Consider the following 21,659-nt stretch of genomic DNA (forward strand, 5'->3'; position numbering starts at 1 on the left):
TACTCAACTACTAGACATTTTTCGGTATGGTAACTATTATCGATAAACTGTCCAATAAGAAATTTCATTTGCTCCAATCGGCTTAGGAAGTACTGTTGAAAAATCAAACCCTTGCCATTCGGTTTGTACTACATTTTCAAATTGTACATTCATATCAAAACTCGCTGCAGTCAACAAAATCCCCTCAATCATTTGCATCGCTTGCACGCCATCAAAACTATCCAGATCAACTTCTTCAGTGAATCTGACGGTCACTAATTGATTTTCAACCGTTACTTCATAATCTATTCCCGGTAAAATGACGGACTTGTATATATCATTCGTTTCTTCTTTCATAGCAATAATTGCTTCATCTACAGCAGAGAAGGCTTCTCTAAAATTTGGAGCCAAATAGGTTGTACCGTCACTTTGTGTATGCCTAAAGTAATTATATTGAGTTGTCTCGCTATTTAGAGCAATCGGCGTACTGGGTTCCCCCACTTCACTAAAAACAAAAGCAGAACCTTCTTCATTTAATAAAGCAACTTCATCATATGAATAACTAAAAGTATCAATTAATGATGCGAAATACGTTGTTAGCGTTCCGGATGCCATATCATATTGTTGATCGTGTGGTAAAGTATGGATTACTCCATCACCTAATTCAGTAATTGTCCCGGCATACGGATGATATTCCGTAAAACCTATTGCACTTTCGTTAAACAGAGGTGCGTAACGATTATAGAGTTCCACTCCTGTTGGCGTAACATTGCCAAAATCCTTTTGAATTATGTCATCTGGAATTAATACAGTGATGGGCAAGCTATCCGCAGCATCACTAGCCAATCCTAATTTAAACACTGTTTTCCCCTCAATCTCTTCAGGGTAAGCAGCCGTACGAAGATCTCCCCCCTCCGTATTCATCATACTCATTGCCGACTCTTCTGTTGTCGATTCAGTAATCTTCATTTCTTTTTGCATACCGCTCATATCACTAGATTCAGATGTAACTGCACTTTCCTCAGCAGAATCGGATGAAGAAGGTAGATTCATAAATGAAGGTACCAGGATAGCCAGTAATAAGACAGCAGCGATTGAAACGGCAATTGGCACCCAAGTCAACTTTTTCCGTTGTTTCGGTTTTTGTGTATTAGTATTAGTATTAGTATTAGTATTAGTACGTAAAGGCTCCTCATCAAAAAGACCGTCCTCTTTTAAACGTTTAAAAACGTCTTCTTTAGAACGTTGATCATGAATCTTTGGTACTTTTCCCAGTAAGTCTTCTATTTTGCCATCTTCCCATTTATCATGATTCATCAGTGATTTGCCTCCTTTGCTTCAGACGTATTTACCAATATTTCACGTAGCTTATTGATGGCTCGATGCTGTGTTGTTTTAACCTTGCCTTCTGTCCAATTTAAAATTGTAGCTGTTTCAGCAATCGATAATTCCTGAAAATATCGCATAATAATGACCATTTTTTGATCCCCTGTACATTTTTCCAATGCCTCTAATAATTCACGCATTTCATCATTCAACTCGGTTAATATATCCGGAGATTTTATAGGAGAAACCAGATTGTCCGTCTCCCAATCGAACGCATCAAAAGCATGTGAGGAACGGACCGCACTTTTCCTGAAATAGTCTATTGCTACATTTTTGGCAATGGCAAATAGCCATGTTTTTTCAGAGCTTTTCCCTTCAAATCGCTCATAAGATTTTAATACCCTCACATAAACCTCATGGGATAAATCTTCTGCAACCGAACGATTTTTGACCATATAAATTAAAAATTGGAACACATCCTGATGGTATAAATCATACAAACGATGGAATATGGATTCTTTCACCATGCCACCCCCGTTCTTATAAAATTTGTCGTATTCGAAGTAAAATAGTTTCAGGAAAATTGTGCCCTCTTCCACTATTTCAAAAAGCATTAGCATGACGGTACTAATTGAAATTATTATCAAAAAATGGAGTTTATACAAAAAGGGTATCCCTAAAGTCATATTCACATACTACTTTAGAGATACCCCAACTTTACAGCCAAGCAAGGTTTTAAATTTCCTAAATGCATAAATGCAACTTCCACTTATCTCATAAGGGCAACTGTAATAAGGCAAGATTACTGATAATATTTTTATAAAGGCAGATAGAAAGTAAAGGTTGTTCCGTGTCCCACTTCACTATCCACACGAATATTTCCTTTGTGCGCTTCCACAATATTTTTTGCAATGGCAAGTCCCAGGCCAGTTCCACCTTTAGAGCGTGTCCTCGCTTTGTCCGCTTTATAAAAGCGTTCAAAAACATAAGGTAAATCCTCGCGCGGAATTCCTTCGCCAGTATCCGCTACCTGGATTTTCGCAAAGGATGATAGTTCTTGTTCTAAAGAGACGGTTACACTACCCTCTGTAGGCGTATGTCGTATCGCGTTATCAATCAAATTCGTAAGCACTTGTTCAATTCGATCCTCATCCATACTAATTTGTACATTTTCAGCAAGACCTGTCTTAAATTGCAATTCGACTTTTTTTTCTTTCGCCACTTGAGTGAACTTCTGAGTAATCCGTTCAATCACGGGAACTACTTGAACTTCATCTTTATAAAGCGTTGTGTGGCCATTCTCCATTCTAGCTAAATCAAGTAAATCATTCACTAGTCGGCCCATTCGCTGCGATTCATCATAAATAATTCGTGTTATTTCATTACGTTCTTCTTCATCAGAAACAACATCATCCAGTAAAGCTTCCGAATATCCCTGCAGCATTGCAATTGGTGTACGAAGCTCATGGGATACATTGGCGATAAAATCTGAACGCAACTTTTCTAAACGTAATCGCTCCGTCATGTCTCGAATAACGGCAATGGCTCCTCGTATTGATTGTTCGCTATTTTTCAAAGGACTAATTGTAATGCGGTAATAGGAACCATCGATTTCAATGTCTTCATCTAGCTTATCTTCAAAACTTAGAACGTGCTCCAACATTTCAACAATTTCTTGAGGAATCGGGTGAGTATTTTCATCTTTTTTTCCGATAAACCATTTTTGAAGTAATTTATCCGCTGGTGGATTGCTCAGGAGAATTGTTCGATCACGGTTAAATGTAATCACACTATCTGTCATGGATGTTAATACACTAGCTAATTGCTCTTTTTCTTGATTGATTACTTCCAAATGATGCTTTAATTGACGTCCCATTTGGTTAAAAGCAACGGCTAATTGCCCAATTTCATCATTTTGTGTTGTAGGCAGGGTTTCATCGAATTTTCCTTTCGCCAGTTCAAAGGCATGCTCACGCATTTTTCGAAGTGGCCATGTGATGCGTGAAGAAAGGAAAAAGGCAAAAAATGTTGTTAATACAAACGCGATAAAAGCTGAAAGAAAGACAATTTTTGTTGTTTCTTGAGATGTTTGATGGAGCGCACTTGGATTTTGGTAGATAAAGATTGCACCATGTACTTTATCATCGCTTTTTAAAGGATAGCTTAATACAATATAAGTTTCCATTTTACCTTCTTCCAACTGTGACGGTAAAATCATGCGATCCAAAATCGGTTCCGTAGATTCGAAAATTTCATTGAAATTTTTATTCTTTAATATATTATTTTGAATCTCTGTACTATTTAAACCGGTTTGAAAGGCAGATACGACGTCTCTCTCCTGTGAAACGATAAAAGCATTCGTATCTTCCGTAATCATTTCATTAATAATTTCATCGGTTAACTGTTCCAAGTCGTAATTATCAACGATACTGGCAATTGTTGAGGCAGTTTGCCTTAAGGAAATATCTGCTTGTTCTTGGTGGTAATCTTCCAGAAACTCCAGCATCAATACAGTAAAGACGAATAATACAAACGAAACGAGAAGCAATATGGTTAACCATAGCTTCCCGACAATACTGCTTATTATCCTATTCATTCACAACCTCAAATTTGTAACCTACGCCCCAAACAGTAACAATCATACTTGCTGCATCTTCTGATACACGATTTAGCTTTTCGCGCAATCTCTTGACGTGTGTATCAACTGTACGTAAATCTCCGAAGAAATCGTAATGCCATACTTCTTTTAATAGTTGCTCACGATCAAATACTTTGTCTGGAGCTTTGGCTAAGAAATATAATAACTCATATTCTTTTGGCGTTAAGTTCACTTCTGTTCCGTCTGCAGATACTCTGTGTGCATCATGGTCAATTGTTAAATGTGGGAATACCACTAGATCTTTTGAAGTAGACGGACTTGAAACGGGTGAAAATGCTGAAGAACGGCGTAAAATGGCTTTCACTCGCAGAATAACTTCTCGAGGACTGAATGGTTTCACTATATAATCATCCGCACCAAGTTCAAACCCTTGTACACGGTTTGCTTCCTCACCCTTCGCAGTTAATAAGATGATTGGTGTTGTTTTGTTTTCACGAAGTTCTTCACAAACTTGCAGGCCATCTTTTTCTGGCATCATTATATCTAAAAGAATACAATGGTAATCTTTCTCTAACGCCATAGCAAGGGCCATTTCACCATTTTCAGCTTCATCTACTTCATAACCTTCACGTTCAAGGTACATTTTTAATAAGCGGCGAATACGGTCTTCATCATCTACTACTAATACAGAAATATTTTCAGACATAGGTTTTACCCCTCTCATTCTTTCTCTTTCCTATTGTACAATTTCATGTAATAAATTTAAAGGATATATTAGAAAACTTGGCTAGACGCCAAGGTTATAGCAATAAAGGCAGAATAATGATGTTAGTTAATATTCTTTCTAAAAAGGAAAGTTCTTCCCAATAATGAGAAGAACTTTGTCAATTCCTTTATGCAGCATAAGAGTGTAAGCCAGCAATTACCAAGTTTACGACAATTAGGTTAAACAGAATAATCGCAAAGCCTACTACGGCAAGCCATGCAGATTTTTTCCCTTCCCACCCTTTTGATAAACGTAAATGTAGGTATGCAGCATAGAACAACCATGTGATCAGCGCCCAAACCTCTTTTGGATCCCAGCCCCAATAACGGCCCCATGCTTCCTGTGCCCAAATCATCGCGAATACAAGTGCCCCCAATGTAAATACAGGGAACCCGATTAAAACAGAACGATATCCAACTTCATCTAATATGTTTAAGTTAACTTTTTGTACCAAAGGATGTAGCATGCTCAAAATACTTCTGCGAGTGATTAATCGAACTAATAGATAGATGGCAGTACCAATGACAAATGACCAGAACACTGTTGTTAACTTTTGGGCATTAATCACGGCCGGCATTTCAACCAATGGTTCCATACTATTTTCAGTTAGCAGTGTATAGTCATTCATACCGAAGATAGCTGGCATACTATAAGTTATTTCTTGTTCAGCATCTTGCGTATCAATATAAGTAAAGCTCGCTTCATACCCAATACCTTTAAAGATGACCGTTGCAAGAATAAATCCTACTACCAAGACACCAAAGTAGAGTACTGCTTCCATCCAAAAACGACTTTTAGAGTTTATTTTAGGATCAATGGATTTTAATAAATATAATAATCCCGCTACAGCACTAATTGCTAAAATAGATTGTCCCATAGCAGCTGTAATAACGTGGATTGTCAACCAATAGCTTTGAAGTGATGGAACTAGTGGATCCACACTATTTGGGAACATCGCGGCATAACCGATGATTAATAAAGCAACCGGTAGTGCAACTAGACCAAGTGCTGTTAAACGATACATATAGTAAATTAAAATAAACGCAGCAATGATGAACATACCGAATGCAGTAGTAAATTCAAACATATTACTTACAGGAGCATGTCCTTTATAAATCCAGCGGGTGATAAAATAGCCTAAATGAGCTAAGAATCCAATAATCGTAACAATTAAGGCTAATTTCCCCCATTTGTCAGCACGCTTTTCTGCTCCATCTGGCTTAGTACCTTTAATTGCACCACCAAATAGTAATGTCCCAACCAAGTAGGCAATAAATGCTACAAACAGTAAGTTGCCACTTAAACTAATTAAACTCATAAGGTGCTGTCACCTTCCTTTTCCTTTTCTCTCTCATCATCTTCAGACTGATCAATATATTGTGGAAGATGTGCGAATTCAACCACTCCGTCTATATCTTTCTTGATACCAAACCAATTTTTGTTTGTATGCGCAGCAAGACGAATCGACCCATCTTCTAATTGTTCTACCCATAGACGACGATGATTCCAATAAGAACCAATTGCTACTCCAATCATGAAGATTGCTCCACCAATTGCAAGGAATGGTATGGAACTGTCTTTATGAACTGTTAATCCAGTCATATTTCTTGTTTCAACACTCTGGAATTCCATTTTGTATGCATTATCACCATTTGGTTCAATCGTTTGCTGGATAGCCACAAAGCTTACTTCGCCCTCTGGTTTTTCCGCTGTCGTCATTTTAAAGATAAATGCTGGATTGTTTGGTGTTGGTGTTGCTGTTTGCGGCTCACCATCCTCAAATCCAGAGAAGTCAGGATAGTAACCTAGCAATTGAACTTTCGTTTGATCGTCAATGACATACTCATCTTGAGGATTTGTTAAGTCAACGTTCACTGCCCCTAAGGCTTCACCTGTTTCCTTGTTTGTCAGTTCGAAGTTCATTGCTTTAATTTCATTTAAACGGAAATCCATTTGATAGAATGAATAGCCATTATGTTGTAATGGATGATTTACTCGTATTGAATACTCTTTCACTAATTCTAAATCATCTGCTTTACCTGGTACTGCATCATCAGCTTGTTTATATAATTTAGCGTTAGTTTGATAGTTTTTAGCAACAACGTTTACTCCCTGCAGCTCTTGGTTTTCAGTCTTTTGATTATCATGCATTTCTAAAATGAATTTTTCATTTTCTATAAAATAACCTTCCATACCAGGAACTGCACGAATCTCACCTTCACGAACCCACATAGATTCGTCTACATAGAACCCAGGAAGGAGTCGAAGCATTACGGCAGCTAGGAAGATAATTAAACCAACGTGGTTTATGTATGGACCATAACGTGAGAATCGGCCACGTTCAGCAAGGAGAGCATTTCCATCCCGTCGAACCTTATATTTTAGCTTCTTCATTTTTTCTTCAATTAAGTTTAATGTGTTCGCTGAATCGCCCTCTGTGATCGGTCCCTCAGATATAATGCGCTGACGCTTCATAAAGCTTTCATGTCGCTTCACACGCTGATTTTTTAGAGAACGGTGCAACGGAATTCCACGGTCAATACTTGCAACAATAATTGAAATCGCAAGCATCCCCACTAATATTTGGAACCACCATGAACTATATATATCGGAAAGGCCAAGTTCATAATATAGTTTTCCTAAAGAGCCGTATGTTTTTTCATAATAAGCAGCTTTTTCAGGTTCTGTCGAAACACTGATATAAAACTCTTGCGGGAAAATGGTTCCGATAGATGATGCAACAAGATTAATGATAATTAAGGCAATTCCTACTTTTACACTTGAAAAGAAGTTCCATATCTTATCAATAATTGATTTATTGCGAGTTTTTGAACGAATCGCAGCACCGTCATATTTCATATCAACGATTTTGCTCATCTTAGCTTCGTCTGTTAGTGGTCGACCACACTTCCCGCAAAGTTTGGTACCTACTGGATTTTCATGACCACAAACACAAATAATTTTTTCCATATAAATTACTCCTGTTCCGGTTTGATTGATTCCATATATGAGGCGATTTGCGTTTCGTTCATTTCACCTGTAATTACTTTTTCAACTTCACCTTCAGGATTAATCAAGATTGTCGCTGGCAACAAATCAACATTATAAGCCGTCATAACAGCTTTTGTTTTATCAATAGCTACAGGAAAATCAACATTTAAGCTTTCAATGAACTTTTTTACTTCAAATTCTGTTTGAGCAATGTTAACTGTTAGTACTTCAACGCCCTGCTCTTTATAAAGAGCATACTGATTGGACATAGCCGGCATTTCTTTTTTGCATGGTTCACACCAAGTTCCCCAGAAATTCAAGAAAATCCCTTTTCCTTCATAATCGGAAAGTCGATGCTTTAAACCGTTATCATATAAATCCACTAGTTCAAAATCGGGTGCTTTATCGCCAACTTGCAGAACTTTAACTTTATCATTAGTCGCAGAGGTATAAACTGTATATACGATTGCTGCTAAAAGAACAACAAGAATAGCACCACGAGTTATTGAACGTTTCTTTTTTTTATCCATCTGTCGTTTCCTCCCCCGAAAACTATACAATCCTTTTCATTATAGCAAACTGAAAAAAAGCATTTGTATTAGTTTTTGAATGATTTATGAACGTTTCACAGACCCTTGTTATTCAATCTTCCCTGTGTCTGAAAGTACACGAAGCAATTTCACTTCATGCTTTGTCAGTTCTCTATATTCGCCCGGCATTAAACCTGCTAAATCCAAGAAAGCAAAGCGTTCACGTTTAAGTTTTACAACTGGTGTTCCAATGGCTTCAAACATACGACGAACCTGGCGATTTCTGCCCTCATGGATCGTAATCTCACAAATAGCCTTCCCAGCACTTTCATCAAAAGAAGTCATACTTACTTTTGCAGGAGCGGTTTTACCATCCTCTAATTTAATGCCGCGCTGCAGTTTTTTCAGTCCATCAATTGTGGGTACACCTTTTACTCGAGCAATGTATGTTTTATCAATCTTGAATTTAGGGTGTGTCATTTGATAAGCAAATTCGCCGTCATTCGTTAATAATAATAAGCCGGAAGTATCATAATCTAGTCGTCCAACAGGAAAAATACGTTGGTGAACATGTTTTTTAAATAAGTCTGTTACCGTTTTCCTTCCTTTGTCGTCTGTAACAGCCGAAATAATACCTCTTGGTTTATAGAGTAAGAAGTAAACTTTATCCTCTTTTTCAAGCTTGACACCATTCACTTCAATTGTGTCTGAATTCGACACTTTCGTTCCAAGTTCTTTTACCACTTTACCGTTTACTTTTACTTTACCTTCTAGAATCAATTGCTCTGCCTTTCGCCTTGACGCGACACCTGCATATGCAATTACTTTCTGTAATCTTTCCATCATTCCACCTCATTCATCCGTGTAAGCACATAAAGTCTGCCTAAAAATTATGTCATATTCTGCTGTAATATTAAAGAAAAACAGCTTATTTCCAAAGTTATTTAACTATTTTGACAGGACTATACATATATTTTGCAATAATATTACTTTATCGTTTAAGTATTTTCGACAAATTTCTCGCAACATACAAAAAATAAGACTGCTTTATTCGCAGTCCGAGCGTGTAGACAAAGTCGAATTTGTCTACACTTTTTTAAGGCTATGCTATAAAGAGAAAAAATCCAAACTGCTTGGAAAACGCTTGTCAGACAAGACGGATAGCCAAGCGAAGACCCCAATAAAACAATTCGTTCATAAGGGAGACGAGCGAGACACAAACACAGTATGCGAACGTTTTCCAACAGCCTGGCAACTTAATCAGTTTTATAGCATTTCAAATTTATTCTTTTACATTCACTCTTGTTGCATAAATGCTTTCATCATTTAACATAACGTGCCATATTCCAAATTGCCCTTGTTTTCTCGACAAATGGAGGACATTTCGTACTTCTTTTTCTTCCTCTTTATTAAGCAGGATCGAAATTGGTTCTGATAACTCAACTGATTTATCTTCTGTTGCTTGATAGCTTCCTTTATCTGCGACAGTGACATATTCATAGTTATCAAAAATTTTATTTGCAAGCCCTTTATGTACTTGCCAATCATTTGATTCACTTAAGGTTACGACGATTACCTTTTTGTTCTCCTCTTCAAAATACGTAGCTAAAGTTCGGCCTGCGACTTTAGTAAAACCAGTTTTCCCTGCAACTGCTCCGACTTGCTGACGAAGCAACCGGTGTTTATTTTGCCATGTCACACCTTTAGAAGGACTCTTATAGTTAATTGTTGAGGAGATTTTTTTAAATGATTCATTTTGCAAGGCTATTCTTAGCATTTGTGCAGTATCATAGGCAGAAGAAAGGTGAATATCATTATGCAAACCAGATGGATTTGTAAAATCAGTATTATTTAACCCATATAAATCCGCCTTTTCATTCATTAAATCAACAAAACCCTCTAGCGAACCTCCAGCATGCTCTGCTAACGCAAAAGCTGCATCATTTCCGGACCTAAGCATTAATCCATAAAGCAACGTTTCGACCGCAATTTTCTCCCCTGGCTCTAAATAGATCGAAGACCCCTCACTTAATGCTGCTTTTTGTGAGATTGTGACTTCATCATCCAAGTTACTATTTTCAATCGCAATAAGAGCTGTCCAAATTTTCGTCAAACTAGCTATTGGCATACGACCATGCGGGTTACTGCCCTCTAATAGTCTTCCTGTTTCTGCATCAATAACAGCATAGGAAGCACTTGCTGCCTGTGTTACAGAAAAGAATACTACCATCATACAGACAAACGCAAAAAAGACTTTTGCAACTTTTTTCAACAAGCCACTCCTTTTTTAAAATCAATGCAATTTTCATCAAGACATCTCAAATATTTGAGACATTTGATAAATGAGTTGTTATTCTTGGGAATTGAACGCTTCTTGGAACTTTGTCATAAATAAATCTGTTTCTTCTTCTTCATCCACCGTACTTCCTTCAGGTAATGGCGGAAGTTCATTTAAATCTTTTAGACCAAAATAATTTAGAAATTCCTTCGTTGTTCCATATAGAATTGCACGCCCGGTTCCTTCTGCTCTCCCGACTTCTTGTACAAGTGCACGTGAAACAAGTGTTTGAATAGGTCTCTCACTTTTCACGCCCCGTAAATCTTCAATTTCGGTTCGTGTAATCGGTTGCTTGTACGCAATGATTGCCAATACTTCCAGTGATGCAGTAGTTAGGACCTGGCTATTTGGATTTTCCACCAGTTTTTTAATTGTCTCTGCAAAATCCGGTTTCGTTGTCAGTTGGTATGTACCAGCCAACGTTTTTAATGCTAAACCACGTTCTTCTGCTTCGCTGTAGTATGTTTCCAGCTCACTTAAAGCAGCCTCAATTTCCATCATTTCTACTTCTAATAATTGAGAAAGTTGTTTTGCTGTCAAGCCGTCATCCCCTACTACGAAGAGTAATGCCTCTATTTTACCCATCAAACTGTTCAAGTTCATCGTAGGTAGCCTCCTTTTGTAAAGTCACTGTTAAGTCTTCGAAGTTATTTCTTTGCTCTACAAAAACGACATGTCGTTTCATTAGCTCGAGTAGCGATAAAAAAGTTACAATAATTGTAGATTTATCTTCATATGGAAAAAGGTCGGAGAAATTAGATTTACCACCATTAAGTTTTAAAGAATCAATAACTGCAATCATTTGGTCTTTAACCGAAATTTCCTGTCTTGCCACTCTAGTTGATAACGGTTTTTTTAACTGTTTACGACGAAGCAGCTTCTGAAATGCACTTAACATATCGTATACATTGACATTCAAATCAAAAAGAGCAAGCTGTTCATCGGGAACATAGCCTGATAGATCACTAGGAGGTCGTGTAAAGACTTGGGCACGATTTTCTTCAAGCTCCTTAAACTCCACGGCTGCTTCTTTATACTTTTTATATTCGATTAATTTTGTTACGAGCTCTTCACGAGGATCAGGACCATCTACTTCAAATTCAGCATCTTCCATTTCACCCTCATGAATAGGGAGAAGCATACGACTTTTAATCGCAAGGAGCGTTGCAGCCATTACTAGATACTCACTTGCTTCGTTTAACTCTACTTCTTTCATTGCATGGATATGATCGATATATTGTGCAGTAAGTTCGGCCATTGGTATATCATATATATCAATTTCCAAACGATGAATTAAGTGCAATAATAAATCAAGAGGTCCTGTAAAGGCTTCTAATTTTACTTCATACATGTGTCAACCACCTGACGTTTGTTCGTTTTCTTTTATATATTAAGAGTATGTGTACCTTAAGTATTTTAAATCAAATTTTAGCAATAAGGAAAGAGGATTGTTATGCATCCATTATTTCATCCATTATATGTAGATTTTTGTACATATTTTAACGGCAATCAAGATTATTTTGAATGTCATGAAGTTCTTGAGGAATATTGGAAAAGTAGAGCTCCTGGCGAAAAAGCTCACCCTCTGGTAGGATATGTCCAACTTGCAACGGGCATGTATCATTGGCGGCGAAACAATTTTATTGGTGCTATGAAAATATTAAATAAGGCGTATAAGAATTTTACTATGAATCAATCATCACCGTTTTTTGATTTTATTGCATTTGATGAATTATGTAAAAACTGCGAAATCAGCATGAAGGCTATCGAGAAAGGTGAACCGTTCAAAGCATTTTTGCTCGAATTGAAGAATGAAAAACTCGCTTCCCTAGTAAATAAGAAAATCGAAGAGCTTCCTTCATTACCAAAAGACTACCTCCTTCATAAACATATGCTACGCGATCGCTCAGATATTCTTGAAGCACGCAACAATCGAAAACTTGCATTGTCGCAAGAAAGACTGAACAAGAAACCATAGGATCAAAAGCATTTAGAAATGTTTTACGGTTTTTAGGTGTTTCTCAAAAAAGAAATATACCCAGACTGACTTGAAAACACTTCCCAGACAATGCGAGAAGCCAAGTGAATACCCGTTTTGAACAAATCGTTCATGATTGGCCGTACTAGGCAACCGTTGCTGCATGCGAGCGTTTGTCAACAGTCTGGCAATAAGAAAAGTCCTATTATGTAAAAAGAAAAAGAGGCAGACGTTACTTAGAGTCGTCCGCCTCTTCTACTATTGGTAAACATTTTTCTATAAAAGGTTTCGTATACGCACTTGCATTTAACTTTTTGAATTGCCCTGTATTTAGTAATTCTTTCAGCATCGTAATCGCTATACCTTCTCCTCTATAAGAAGGAACAACAGTGATATGTTGGACAGTTGCAACCGAATCCTCTTCAATTACTCCAACAATGCCAATATATTCTTCATCTTTTTTCCATAAAAATAAATGCCAATTGTTTTTTTCTTCATATGAATGAATTGTTTCCATTAAATGCTTTACGTCCTTCTCGGAAGGCATGAACGAAAGCAAACCCATTGCTATTTTTTCAAAAGATTTTTTATAGCGCATTAACATGAATAACATTCCCTCGTTTTCTATCAGTACAACATCTTTAAATATACTACATGATTTGAAGAAAGGAAGCAACTATATTACCATTTACTACCAAAAATCCATATTTCTTTTAATCAATCGAGACATTTGGAATAATGAGAAAAATATAAATCAATGCCCAAATAATACTTGCCACAATTAGCAATCCAAGAAGCCACCATTTTGATATTTTCATAAACGAACTCACCCTCTTTTTAGAGATAGCGCAAGATCGTTTTGAATAATATTTTCGTAGCTTTCTCGATGGATTGCCAATTGATGTTGCCCTTCTTCTACAAAAACTACTGCCGGTCTAGGGATACGATTATAATTTGACGCCATGGAATACCCATAGGCACCTGTGCAGAAAATGGCTAAAAGATCACCAGGTTCTGTACGTTGCAACAATGCATCAACAATCAATTTATCACCAGACTCACAAAGTTTACCTGCTACAGTATAAGTATGCGATTTTTCTTCATTTGCTTTATTTGCGATAACCGCCTCATATTTTGCATCATAAAGTGCTGGTCGGATGTTATCACTCATACCACCATCCACTGCTATGTACTCGCGAATATTCGGAACAGTCTTGTGTGAACCAACTGTGTAAAGAGATGTACCAGCATCGCCAACGAGTGAACGTCCTGGTTCAATCCAAATCTCAGGCATCGATAAGTTTAACTTACTCGCAAAAGTTTGAACTGTTTCGATCATCTCTTTCACATAATCTTGAGGTTCCAGGGGTGTGTCCTCTTCTGTATATCGAATTCCGAATCCGCCGCCTAAATTTAACACTGTACAATTGAAATCAAATTGCTTTTTCCACGCACTAATTTTGTTCATTAGCTTTTCGGCAGCTAAGCTAAAACCATCTGTCTCGAAGATTTGAGAGCCTATATGACAATGTAAACCTAAGACATTCAGGTACTCATGGTCTTTTACTTTTAGAAATGCCTCATCAGCTTGTCCATTATTCAAATCAAATCCAAATTTCGAATCTGCTTGCCCTGTAGTGATGAAGTCATGTGTATGTGCTTCTACCCCAGGTGTTACACGAAGCAAGATACGCATTGATTGTTGCTTTCGCTCAGAAATCTCTTTTAATAGTTCAATCTCATAGAAATTATCAACAACAATACAGCCCACATTTGAATCAAAGGCAAGTTCCAATTCAAAAGAGGATTTATTATTCCCATGAAAATGAATTCTTTCTGATGGGAAACCAGCTTGGATAGCAGTATATAGTTCTCCGCCAGAAACAACATCTAATGAAAGATTTTCTTCTTTGGCTAGTTGATAAATGGCAATACATGAAAATGCTTTTGAAGCATAGGCTACTTCGGCTTTTACCCCTAATTGGTGGAATGTTTCAATAAATCCACGGGCACGCTCTCTGATCAATTGTAAATCATAAACGAAAAGTGGAGTGCCATACTCTTCTGCAAGCACTGTCGTATCAACTCCACCAATCGTTAAATGACCGTTTTCATTCACTTTTTGTGTCCCATATAAATGCATTATACTCTCCTCCGTTGCATGCGAAAAAGGGTTTATATCCCCATTTCCGCTTTTGTAATACCTTATGATGAACTTTATCATAGGTAGAATTTTAACGCAACGGCACTTTTATGCACGTTTTCGTTGCTTCGCGCCGACAATATAAGGTCTAAGCGCATCATCCGCCATCGGGAAACGAATAAATATACGACTAAATGCTTTAGGGAAGAAAGGTACAAATGGCCACATGTACGGTACAGTCATAGGCTTTAATGAACACAAGTAGGAGAAAATTATCCATATTGATATAAAGAACCCACTTGGTCCCGCTGCTACGGTCGCAAGCAATATAAAGAATTGGAAATATTTAACTGCGGTACTTAGCTCGGGGGTAGGAATAGAAAATGAGAAAATCGCTGTTACAGCAGAATAGAGGACAACTTCCGGAGAGAATAATCCTACGTCAATTGCGATTTGCCCGATAATAATCCCGGCAACCAACCCCATGGCGGTCGATAGTGGTGTGGGTGTATGGATAGCTGCTATTCGCAGATATTCCAGTCCTAAATGAGCAATGATGATTTGTAAATATAACGGGATTTCAGATTTCTCTTTTGCCCCTATAAAGTCCAGACCTGCAGGCAAATATTGTTCATTAGTGGCTAGTAAATACCAAATGGGCAACAATGTCAGACTGAAAAATGCTGCAAAATATCTTAAGAAGCGAAAGGTTGTACCAATAAGCGGTGATTGACGATATTCTTCAGCGTGCTGCAATAAATGGAACATTGAAACCGGCATAATTATAACTGAAGGAGAAGTGTCCACGACAAGTGCAATATGACCTTCAAGTAAGTGTGCTGCAACGATATCGGGTCTTTCAGAATAGCGAACAAATGGCAACGGATGGAACTTCTGTTTAAACAGCCATTCCTCCAGGGATTTATCCGACATAGTGAGTCCGTCATGTTTTATTTCCTTCAGCCTTTTATGCAACCATTCTAAATGCTTGGGATTTACGATATCCTTCATATAAGAAATCGCCACATCAGTTTGACCAAGAGTGGAAACTTTATGAAGCTCGAATCGTAATTGAGGATCACGTATTCTTCGACGGATTAAAGCAGTGTTTAACATAATATTTTCTGCAAATCCATCACGTGAACCTCGAATTACTTTTTCATTTTCTGGTTCTTCAGGCTGACGACCAGGATAATTCCTTAACTCCAATAAATAGCCAAAACCATGTGCCGTTAAAATGCCGACTTGTCCACTGAGTACACCTAGAATAAATTCATCTTTGTCTTTCGGTTCAGATTTCCCATAAAAATTAAAATGGTCATCAAAATATTGCGCCTCATCTTCAATCGCAATCTCATGCTTTTCATTATCAAAAGTATGAGTGAAGAGAGGCGTCAGTTGAACCGTAAGTGTAGCTGCATCAACAAGTCCACTTATATAAACACAAAGGATAGGCAAGGTTCTGACATGAAGATCCTTGATACATACATCAAAGGATACGTCTTTTCCAAATTTACTGTACAAAAAGTCTTTTGCTTCATCAATTGATGCAAAAACTTGATTACTCATTTACTCACCGTCTTTTTAGTAGTTCGTGATGAATTGGTTTCCATCCAAGATTTAAGTTGCGCCAAAATCTTCTTTTCTAAACGCGAAACTTGAACTTGTGATATCCCTAACCTTTCTGCAATATCGGTTTGAGTTAAATCTAAGTAATACCTTAAATAAATAATGGCCTGTTCTCGCTTATCAAGCTTCGTCAGAACTTCCTTCAACGGAATATATTGGAAAGGGAGCTCCGACTTTTCATCTTTCATCTGATCCATCAATGTGATGGAGTCGCCTTCACTTTCAAACAGCTGTTCATGTAAAGAAGCCGGGTCACGCATTGCATCCGTTGCGACCAGTACTTCGTCCTGGGTTACACCTAATATTTCAGCAAGTTCCGAAATGGAAGGAGGTTTTTCATTTGTTTTTAAAAATTCATCTGTTGCATGACGAATTTTATAGTTTAACTCGCGTATCGACCTACTTACTTTCACCATGCCATCATCGCGTAAAAATCGTTGGATTTCGCCAATAATCATCGGAACAGCATAGGTAGAAAATTTCACGTCATAGGATAAATCAAATTTGTCGACGGATTTCATCAATCCGATACAGCCAATTTGAAATAAATCTTCAAGCTCTACTCCCCGCGAAGCAAAGCGTTGAACAATCGACCATACGAGCCGTGTATTGCCTTCAATCATTTGTTTTCTAGCTTCAACATCACCCGTCTGCGCCTTTTCAATTAGCCCGCGCATTTCCTCTTGTGTCAACAAAACATTATTGGACGGCTGTTCGATTGTCCTCATCCCCCTAACATCTATCAAATACCTCCGTATTTGCGTCCACATAAAATTGATTGTTCATTGCATCGTTAAAACTCATGTAAGCTGTTATACACCATTTAAGTGACGACTATTTAATGAGATTAAAAGCTACTCTATGAGATCTGAGGCATCTTTACTGAATAAAATTTTTTTGAAAACGTGATCACAGTCCCTACATTCGGTTCTGATTCAACTTGTAGATTGTCTGCAAAACTTTCCATAATGGTAAAGCCCATGCCAGAACGTTCCATTTCAGCCTTTGATGTAAATAGTGGCTCCATCGCTTTTTTCACATCAAAGATTCCTTTACCGTTATCTTTCACGGCGACAGAAACTAAATCTCCATCTCGCACTGCATGAACAGTAACGATTCCTTTTCCATCTTCGTCATACCCATGAATAATTGCATTGGATACAGCTTCTGAAACGATTGTTTTAAATTCCGAAAGCTCGTCAATGGTTGGGTCAAGTTGAGCAACAAAACTAGTAATTGCTATTCTCGCCAGACTTTCATTTTCACTATTTGCTACAAATGAAAGCGTCATTTCGTTATCCATTCACAATCCCCCTTGCGTGTAAAATTGCATCTGCTTCTGTACCCTCCATCATGAAAGAAGCTAAACCTGAAAATTGAAAGATTTTTTTCATTGTATTAGATGGGTTTAAAATGATGGTTTGTCCATTAACCGCATTCAGCTCCCGCATACGCCCTAATATTAACCCTATTCCAGAGCTATCCATAAAGTTCAATCTTTCTAGGTTCCAAATAATCGTACTCAAATTTCCTTGTAAAATCGTTTTTGAAATATGCGTGCGAATTTTTTCAGTTTCGTGGTGATCCAGTTCTCCGAAGAGTCTGATGACTGCTATATCGTTTAAGTGCATATTAATTTCGTAGTTCATTTTGTTAATTCGCCTCCTCTTAAGATTCCTAAATTCCACATTTCCTTGTCATATCCTTCTTTGCTGACAAGACTAGAAGAATTTCGCTGAAACTAGAGAAAATACGACAAAATCGATAAGCAGTTTGCGACCTTTATTCGATTTGTTTCTTTCTCACCAGGTGTTCTCTCGGTCTTTATTATTATCAGTTGTTATAGATGTAGATGGAGGTATATCTTTCGCAAGCTTTCGGTGGAGTTAAAAATGTTGCAAGTAAGTAGTCAGTAAAATTTGCAATCTGGCTAATCTGCTGGTTCAACAGTGATAAGCCATAATAGCTTTAGTGCAAAATGAAAAGTTAGAGACTTTTTGATTTGCTAAAAAAATTGCTTTACCAATATTAAGTATGGGTAAATAAGTAGCTATTTAAACGTAAAATATGGCTGCAAAACCAACTTTTGTCACAGCCAGGAATTATGGTATTTTTTTTGTGTAGTCAGGCTTTGTTTTTTACTAAGGAAACGTTATGATTATACGTTTTCTTCTATAGATAAGGTTAAAATCACATAAATACAATTCTGGACAAGTTGCTGGGGAATTATTCAATTTAGTGGAAGAATTTTGTTGATTTTAAGGGTGAACTTTGTAGGAGGCTGGTTTGGCATGAAAAGTACTTCATATGGTTATTAGATGAAGTTTCTGGGGGGGATTACTCGAGTAGTTCTTCATACTGGCTGTTATGCACTTTGGTAGACTATGGCGGATAGAGAAGCACCTCATACGCTTGATGATGCTGGTTCATATGGGCGGGGTGTTTAAGAAAATTTTCATTACGACTGTACCCCTCATTTGGGACAGTTGCGCTTCTACTCCCTTTTGTTTTATCCTGTAAGCTCAGTTATTGTGCCAGTTTTACTACAACTTTTTTCTGTTTTGTCTTGTTAGCTCTAGTATTGTGCCAGTTATACTCCTACTCCCTTCTGTTTTGTCCTTTTAGCCCAGTTATTGTGACAGTTTTGCTTCTACTGCCTTGCGCTATGTCATTTTAGTTCTATCTCTGCCAGCCTTGTAAACATTTTTGTTAACACCCTCTTATATTGTTGTCTTCAATTCAACTTTTCGGCGCCTTGAACAAGGTGATTCATTCGCACTTCATCTAAACAGACAAAAACTTCAAAAAAAAAAAGCTAGCAGCAAATACTTATGCTGCTAGCTTTATTTCAAGAGCAACCCAACTAACTGTTAATTTGTAATGACTTGTTTAATTAACGTTGGTGCTTCTACTTTTTCTTTTGAGATCACGATATGTTGATATAATTTTTCTTTTACTTCTGTAATATCTTCGGAATTGGTGTGAATCGTAACAAGAGATTCGCCCTCTTCAACTTGATCGCCCACTTTTTTCTGAAGGACAAGACCAACTGATAAATCAATTGTAGATTCTTTCGTTGCACGACCTGCTCCTAGAAGCATCGCCGCTACCCCTACATCATCAGCTTCGATTTTTGCAACAAATCCTGACTCCAGCGCTGGTAATTCAATTTGATATTTTGCTTGAGGCAGTAAGGCAGGATTTTCTACAACCGATGCGTCTCCACCTTGAGCGACAATGAACTTCTTAAATACTTCCAGTGCTTGACCGTTCGCAATCACTTCTTGAAGCTGTTTTCGTGCTTCTTCAATTGTTCTTGCTTTGCCTCCCAACACGACCATTTGAGAGCCTAGCGTATAACATAATTCCATTAAATCTTCCGGACCTTGACCCTTCAATGTATCGATTGCTTCTTTTACCTCAAGGGCATTCCCGATGGCAAAACCAAGCGGTTGACTCATATCGGAGATAATGGCCATCGTATTGCGGCCAACATTATTTCCGATTTGAACCATCGCATGAGCCAAACTTTCGGCCTCTTCAGTGGTTTTCATAAATGCACCATCGCCCGTTTTAACGTCTAGTACAATTGCATCTGCACCAGCGGCGATTTTTTTCGACATAATCGAGCTTGCGATTAATGGAATACTTGGTACTGTTCCAGTTACATCACGTAATGCATATAGTTTTTTATCCGCTGGCGTTAGATTCCCACTTTGTCCGATTACAGCCGTACCGATGTCATTTACCTGTTTCATAAATTGTTCTGTTGTTAATTCAACATGGAAACCTTGAATTGCCTCCAGTTTATCGATCGTTCCACCAGTATGACCCAAGCCGCGTCCACTCATTTTGGCAACTGGTACACCACATGCTGCAACCATCGCAGCCAATGAGAGTGTAGTCGTATCCCCTACACCGCCAGTTGAGTGCTTATCGACTTTTATACCTTCAATTCCCGATAAATCAATTTGATCGCCGGATTCAACCATTGCCATTGTTAAATCAGCTCGTTCTCGATCATTCATATCTTGGAAATAAATCGCCATCATCAGGCTGCTTACTTGGTAATCCGGAATCGAACCTTCTGTATACCCTTGAACAAAGTAACGAATTTCTGTAGTTGTCAACTCTTCGCCGTTACGTTTTTTTTCAATAATATCGACCATTCTCATGTGAACGTCCCCCTACTTTAAGTGTGATAAGAAACTTGTGCCAAATTGTGGTGCTTCGACTTTAAAGTTTTCTGCAATTGTAGCGGCAATATCTGCAAAAGTTTTACGCAATGGCAGTTCGCTCGCCATTTCAAATCTTCTTGAATAAACAAGTAATGGCACATACTCACGTGTATGATCTGTCCCTGGGAAGGTAGGATCATTGCCATGGTCCGCAGTAATTACCAATAAATCATCTTCTGTTAAAGCATCCAATACTTCAGGCAAGCGGCGGTCGAACTCTTCCAAAGCTTCCCCGTATCCTAATGGATCACGTCGGTGTCCGAAGTTTGCATCAAAATCAACAAGATTTAAAAAGCTGATGCCCTGGAAATCGCGGCGTACAACTTCTGCAAATTTATCCATTCCATCCGTGTTATCTTTCGTACGGATACTTTCCGTTACACCTTCACCATTGAAAATATCTGAAATTTTCCCGATGGCAACCACATCAAGTTTCGCATCCTGCAATTCATTCATCGTTGTACGACCAAAAGGTTTCAGTGCATAGTCATGACGATTTGATGTACGTGTAAAGTTGCCTGGTGTCCCAACGAAAGGACGAGCAATGACACGACCTACTAAAAATTCAGGCTCCAGTGTAAGTTCACGTGCAATTTCACAAATTTTATAAAGCTCTTCTAATGGAACAATCTCTTCATGTGCGGCAATTTGAAGAACAGGGTCGGCTGAAGTGTAAACGATAATTGCACCTGTTTCCATATGCTCCGGTCCTAATTCATCAATAATACCCGTCCCACTTGCCGGGATATTCCCGATTACTTTGCGGCCAGTTTTTTCTTCCAATTTCCGGATTAGTTCAGCAGGGAATCCCTCAGGGTAAACTTTAAATGGTTGGTCGATATTCAACCCCATAATCTCCCAATGCCCAGTCATTGTGTCTTTCCCTACGGAAGCTTCTTGCATCATGCCAAAGTAGCCCATAGGTTGAGCTGCTTTTTCAATGCCCTTTAATTCACGAATATTCGAAAGTCCTAATGCCCCCATATTTGGCATTGTTAGCCCTTTCATTTCTTCAGCGATATGACCAAGCGTATCTGCTCCTTGATCTCCAAATTTATGAGCATCAGGGGCTTCACCGATCCCAACTGAGTCCATTACAACCACATGTATTTTTTTAAACGGTTTCATAAATAAGTCCTCCT

General features: G+C 38.0%; 20 protein-coding genes. 1 reads left to right on the forward strand and 19 read right to left on the reverse strand.

Features of this window, described 5'->3' with window-relative positions; translation table 11 throughout:
* Positions 1-36: 36 nt before the first annotated feature.
* The 11 genes from ACFQU5_RS04195 to ACFQU5_RS04245 all read right to left on the reverse strand — a co-directional run bounded on the left by ACFQU5_RS04195 (position 37) and on the right by ACFQU5_RS04245 (position 11,880).
* On the reverse strand, positions 37-1,296 hold the full coding sequence (locus tag ACFQU5_RS04195; RefSeq protein ID WP_390285056.1) for a hypothetical protein: 1,260 nt from the start codon (positions 1,294-1,296) through the stop codon (positions 37-39).
* Positions 1,296-1,832 carry an RNA polymerase sigma factor SigX gene (locus ACFQU5_RS04200; protein ID WP_390285058.1) on the reverse strand — a complete coding sequence of 179 codons (537 nt, stop codon included), beginning with the start codon at positions 1,830-1,832 and terminating at the stop codon, positions 1,296-1,298. The genes ACFQU5_RS04195 and ACFQU5_RS04200 overlap by 1 nt, the downstream gene beginning before the upstream one ends.
* 290 nt (positions 1,833-2,122) lie before the next feature.
* Positions 2,123-3,901 (reverse strand): ATP-binding protein, encoded by a 1,779-nt coding sequence (locus ACFQU5_RS04205; protein WP_390285060.1) that lies wholly within the window; start codon positions 3,899-3,901, stop codon positions 2,123-2,125.
* Positions 3,894-4,610, reverse strand: coding sequence for a response regulator transcription factor (locus tag ACFQU5_RS04210; protein WP_390285062.1), 717 nt, complete (start codon positions 4,608-4,610; stop codon positions 3,894-3,896). Before ACFQU5_RS04210 ends, ACFQU5_RS04205 begins: the two co-directional genes overlap by 8 nt.
* Before the next feature lie 187 nt (positions 4,611-4,797).
* Positions 4,798-5,988 (reverse strand): c-type cytochrome biogenesis protein CcsB, encoded by a 1,191-nt coding sequence (gene ccsB / locus ACFQU5_RS04215; RefSeq protein ID WP_390285064.1) that lies wholly within the window; start codon positions 5,986-5,988, stop codon positions 4,798-4,800.
* On the reverse strand, positions 5,985-7,640 hold the full coding sequence (locus ACFQU5_RS04220) for a cytochrome c biogenesis ResB family protein (RefSeq protein ID WP_390285066.1): 1,656 nt from the start codon (positions 7,638-7,640) through the stop codon (positions 5,985-5,987). The genes ccsB and ACFQU5_RS04220 overlap by 4 nt, the downstream gene beginning before the upstream one ends.
* A gap of 5 nt (positions 7,641-7,645) precedes the next feature.
* Positions 7,646-8,191 carry a thiol-disulfide oxidoreductase ResA gene (gene resA / locus ACFQU5_RS04225; RefSeq protein WP_390285068.1) on the reverse strand — a complete coding sequence of 182 codons (546 nt, stop codon included), beginning with the start codon at positions 8,189-8,191 and terminating at the stop codon, positions 7,646-7,648.
* A gap of 108 nt (positions 8,192-8,299) precedes the next feature.
* Positions 8,300-9,034, reverse strand: coding sequence for a pseudouridine synthase (locus tag ACFQU5_RS04230; RefSeq protein WP_390286503.1), 735 nt, complete (start codon positions 9,032-9,034; stop codon positions 8,300-8,302).
* Between the two features lie 439 nt (positions 9,035-9,473).
* Positions 9,474-10,424 carry a D-alanyl-D-alanine carboxypeptidase family protein gene (locus ACFQU5_RS04235; RefSeq protein ID WP_390286505.1) on the reverse strand — a complete coding sequence of 317 codons (951 nt, stop codon included), beginning with the start codon at positions 10,422-10,424 and terminating at the stop codon, positions 9,474-9,476.
* A 117-nt stretch (positions 10,425-10,541) separates the two neighbouring features.
* On the reverse strand, positions 10,542-11,132 hold the full coding sequence (scpB, locus tag ACFQU5_RS04240) for an SMC-Scp complex subunit ScpB (RefSeq protein ID WP_390285070.1): 591 nt from the start codon (positions 11,130-11,132) through the stop codon (positions 10,542-10,544).
* Positions 11,107-11,880, reverse strand: a complete 774-nt coding sequence (locus ACFQU5_RS04245) for a segregation/condensation protein A (protein ID WP_390285072.1) — start codon at positions 11,878-11,880, stop codon at positions 11,107-11,109. The genes scpB and ACFQU5_RS04245 overlap by 26 nt, the downstream gene beginning before the upstream one ends.
* A gap of 102 nt (positions 11,881-11,982) precedes the next feature.
* Here ACFQU5_RS04245 and ACFQU5_RS04250 point away from each other — a divergent pair, with 102 nt between their 5' ends.
* On the forward strand, positions 11,983-12,507 hold the full coding sequence (locus ACFQU5_RS04250; RefSeq protein ID WP_390285074.1) for a DUF309 domain-containing protein: 525 nt from the start codon (positions 11,983-11,985) through the stop codon (positions 12,505-12,507).
* 232 nt (positions 12,508-12,739) lie between these two features.
* Here ACFQU5_RS04250 and ACFQU5_RS04255 read toward each other — a convergent pair whose 3' ends face one another.
* The 8 genes from ACFQU5_RS04255 to deoB all read right to left on the reverse strand — a co-directional run bounded on the left by ACFQU5_RS04255 (position 12,740) and on the right by deoB (position 21,645).
* Positions 12,740-13,111 (reverse strand): GNAT family N-acetyltransferase, encoded by a 372-nt coding sequence (locus ACFQU5_RS04255; RefSeq protein ID WP_390285076.1) that lies wholly within the window; start codon positions 13,109-13,111, stop codon positions 12,740-12,742.
* A 222-nt stretch (positions 13,112-13,333) separates the two neighbouring features.
* Positions 13,334-14,650: a diaminopimelate decarboxylase gene (lysA, locus tag ACFQU5_RS04260; RefSeq protein WP_390285078.1), complete on the reverse strand. Its 1,317-nt coding sequence runs from the start codon at positions 14,648-14,650 to the stop codon at positions 13,334-13,336.
* 108 nt (positions 14,651-14,758) lie between these two features.
* Complete coding sequence (locus ACFQU5_RS04265; protein WP_390285081.1) at positions 14,759-16,219, reverse strand: spore germination protein; 1,461 nt, start codon at positions 16,217-16,219, stop codon at positions 14,759-14,761.
* A complete protein-coding gene (locus ACFQU5_RS04270; protein WP_390285083.1) occupies positions 16,216-17,007 on the reverse strand; it encodes a SigF/SigG family RNA polymerase sporulation sigma factor in 792 nt (263 codons plus the stop codon). Before ACFQU5_RS04270 ends, ACFQU5_RS04265 begins: the two co-directional genes overlap by 4 nt.
* Positions 17,008-17,138: 131 nt before the next feature.
* Entirely contained in the window at positions 17,139-17,582 is a 444-nt protein-coding gene (spoIIAB, locus tag ACFQU5_RS04275; RefSeq protein WP_390285085.1) for an anti-sigma F factor, read from the reverse strand.
* A complete protein-coding gene (locus tag ACFQU5_RS04280) occupies positions 17,575-17,928 on the reverse strand; it encodes an STAS domain-containing protein (RefSeq protein WP_390285088.1) in 354 nt (117 codons plus the stop codon). Before ACFQU5_RS04280 ends, spoIIAB begins: the two co-directional genes overlap by 8 nt.
* Before the next feature lie 1,221 nt (positions 17,929-19,149).
* Positions 19,150-20,454 (reverse strand): pyrimidine-nucleoside phosphorylase, encoded by a 1,305-nt coding sequence (locus tag ACFQU5_RS04285; RefSeq protein WP_390285091.1) that lies wholly within the window; start codon positions 20,452-20,454, stop codon positions 19,150-19,152.
* 12 nt (positions 20,455-20,466) lie between these two features.
* The gene (gene deoB / locus ACFQU5_RS04290) at positions 20,467-21,645 is read right to left on the reverse strand and encodes a phosphopentomutase (protein ID WP_390285093.1); all 1,179 of its coding nucleotides are present in this window, start codon (positions 21,643-21,645) and stop codon (positions 20,467-20,469) included.
* Positions 21,646-21,659 lie beyond the last annotated feature (14 nt).

This window comes from Ureibacillus sp. GCM10028918, from assembly GCF_042666115.1.
Classification (GTDB): domain Bacteria; phylum Bacillota; class Bacilli; order Bacillales_A; family Planococcaceae; genus Ureibacillus.

Bases quoted from the DNA above. Each gene is read 5' to 3' on its own strand.
- ACFQU5_RS04230 (WP_390286503.1), bottom strand. From the start codon at position 9,034: ATGGAAAGATTACAGAAAGTAATTGCATATGCAGGTGTCGCGTCAAGG.
- lysA (WP_390285078.1), bottom strand. From the start codon at position 14,650: ATGCATTTATATGGGACACAAAAAGTGAATGAAAACGGTCATTTAACG.
- ACFQU5_RS04285 (WP_390285091.1), bottom strand. From the start codon at position 20,454: ATGAGAATGGTCGATATTATTGAAAAAAAACGTAACGGCGAAGAGTTG.
- ACFQU5_RS04210 (WP_390285062.1), bottom strand. From the start codon at position 4,610: ATGTCTGAAAATATTTCTGTATTAGTAGTAGATGATGAAGACCGTATT.
- ACFQU5_RS04220 (WP_390285066.1), bottom strand. From the start codon at position 7,640: ATGGAAAAAATTATTTGTGTTTGTGGTCATGAAAATCCAGTAGGTACC.
- ACFQU5_RS04235 (WP_390286505.1), bottom strand. From the start codon at position 10,424: ATGATGGTAGTATTCTTTTCTGTAACACAGGCAGCAAGTGCTTCCTAT.
- deoB (WP_390285093.1), bottom strand. From the start codon at position 21,645: ATGAAACCGTTTAAAAAAATACATGTGGTTGTAATGGACTCAGTTGGG.
- ACFQU5_RS04245 (WP_390285072.1), bottom strand. From the start codon at position 11,880: ATGTATGAAGTAAAATTAGAAGCCTTTACAGGACCTCTTGATTTATTA.
- ACFQU5_RS04200 (WP_390285058.1), bottom strand. From the start codon at position 1,832: ATGGTGAAAGAATCCATATTCCATCGTTTGTATGATTTATACCATCAG.
- ACFQU5_RS04280 (WP_390285088.1), bottom strand. From the start codon at position 17,928: ATGAACTACGAAATTAATATGCACTTAAACGATATAGCAGTCATCAGA.
- resA (WP_390285068.1), bottom strand. From the start codon at position 8,191: ATGGATAAAAAAAAGAAACGTTCAATAACTCGTGGTGCTATTCTTGTT.
- spoIIAB (WP_390285085.1), bottom strand. From the start codon at position 17,582: ATGGATAACGAAATGACGCTTTCATTTGTAGCAAATAGTGAAAATGAA.
- ACFQU5_RS04195 (WP_390285056.1), bottom strand. From the start codon at position 1,296: ATGAATCATGATAAATGGGAAGATGGCAAAATAGAAGACTTACTGGGA.
- ACFQU5_RS04255 (WP_390285076.1), bottom strand. From the start codon at position 13,111: ATGTTAATGCGCTATAAAAAATCTTTTGAAAAAATAGCAATGGGTTTG.
- ccsB (WP_390285064.1), bottom strand. From the start codon at position 5,988: ATGAGTTTAATTAGTTTAAGTGGCAACTTACTGTTTGTAGCATTTATT.
- scpB (WP_390285070.1), bottom strand. From the start codon at position 11,132: ATGAACTTGAACAGTTTGATGGGTAAAATAGAGGCATTACTCTTCGTA.
- ACFQU5_RS04265 (WP_390285081.1), bottom strand. From the start codon at position 16,219: ATGAGTAATCAAGTTTTTGCATCAATTGATGAAGCAAAAGACTTTTTG.
- ACFQU5_RS04270 (WP_390285083.1), bottom strand. From the start codon at position 17,007: ATGAGGACAATCGAACAGCCGTCCAATAATGTTTTGTTGACACAAGAG.
- ACFQU5_RS04205 (WP_390285060.1), bottom strand. From the start codon at position 3,901: ATGAATAGGATAATAAGCAGTATTGTCGGGAAGCTATGGTTAACCATA.
- ACFQU5_RS04250 (WP_390285074.1), top strand. From the start codon at position 11,983: ATGCATCCATTATTTCATCCATTATATGTAGATTTTTGTACATATTTT.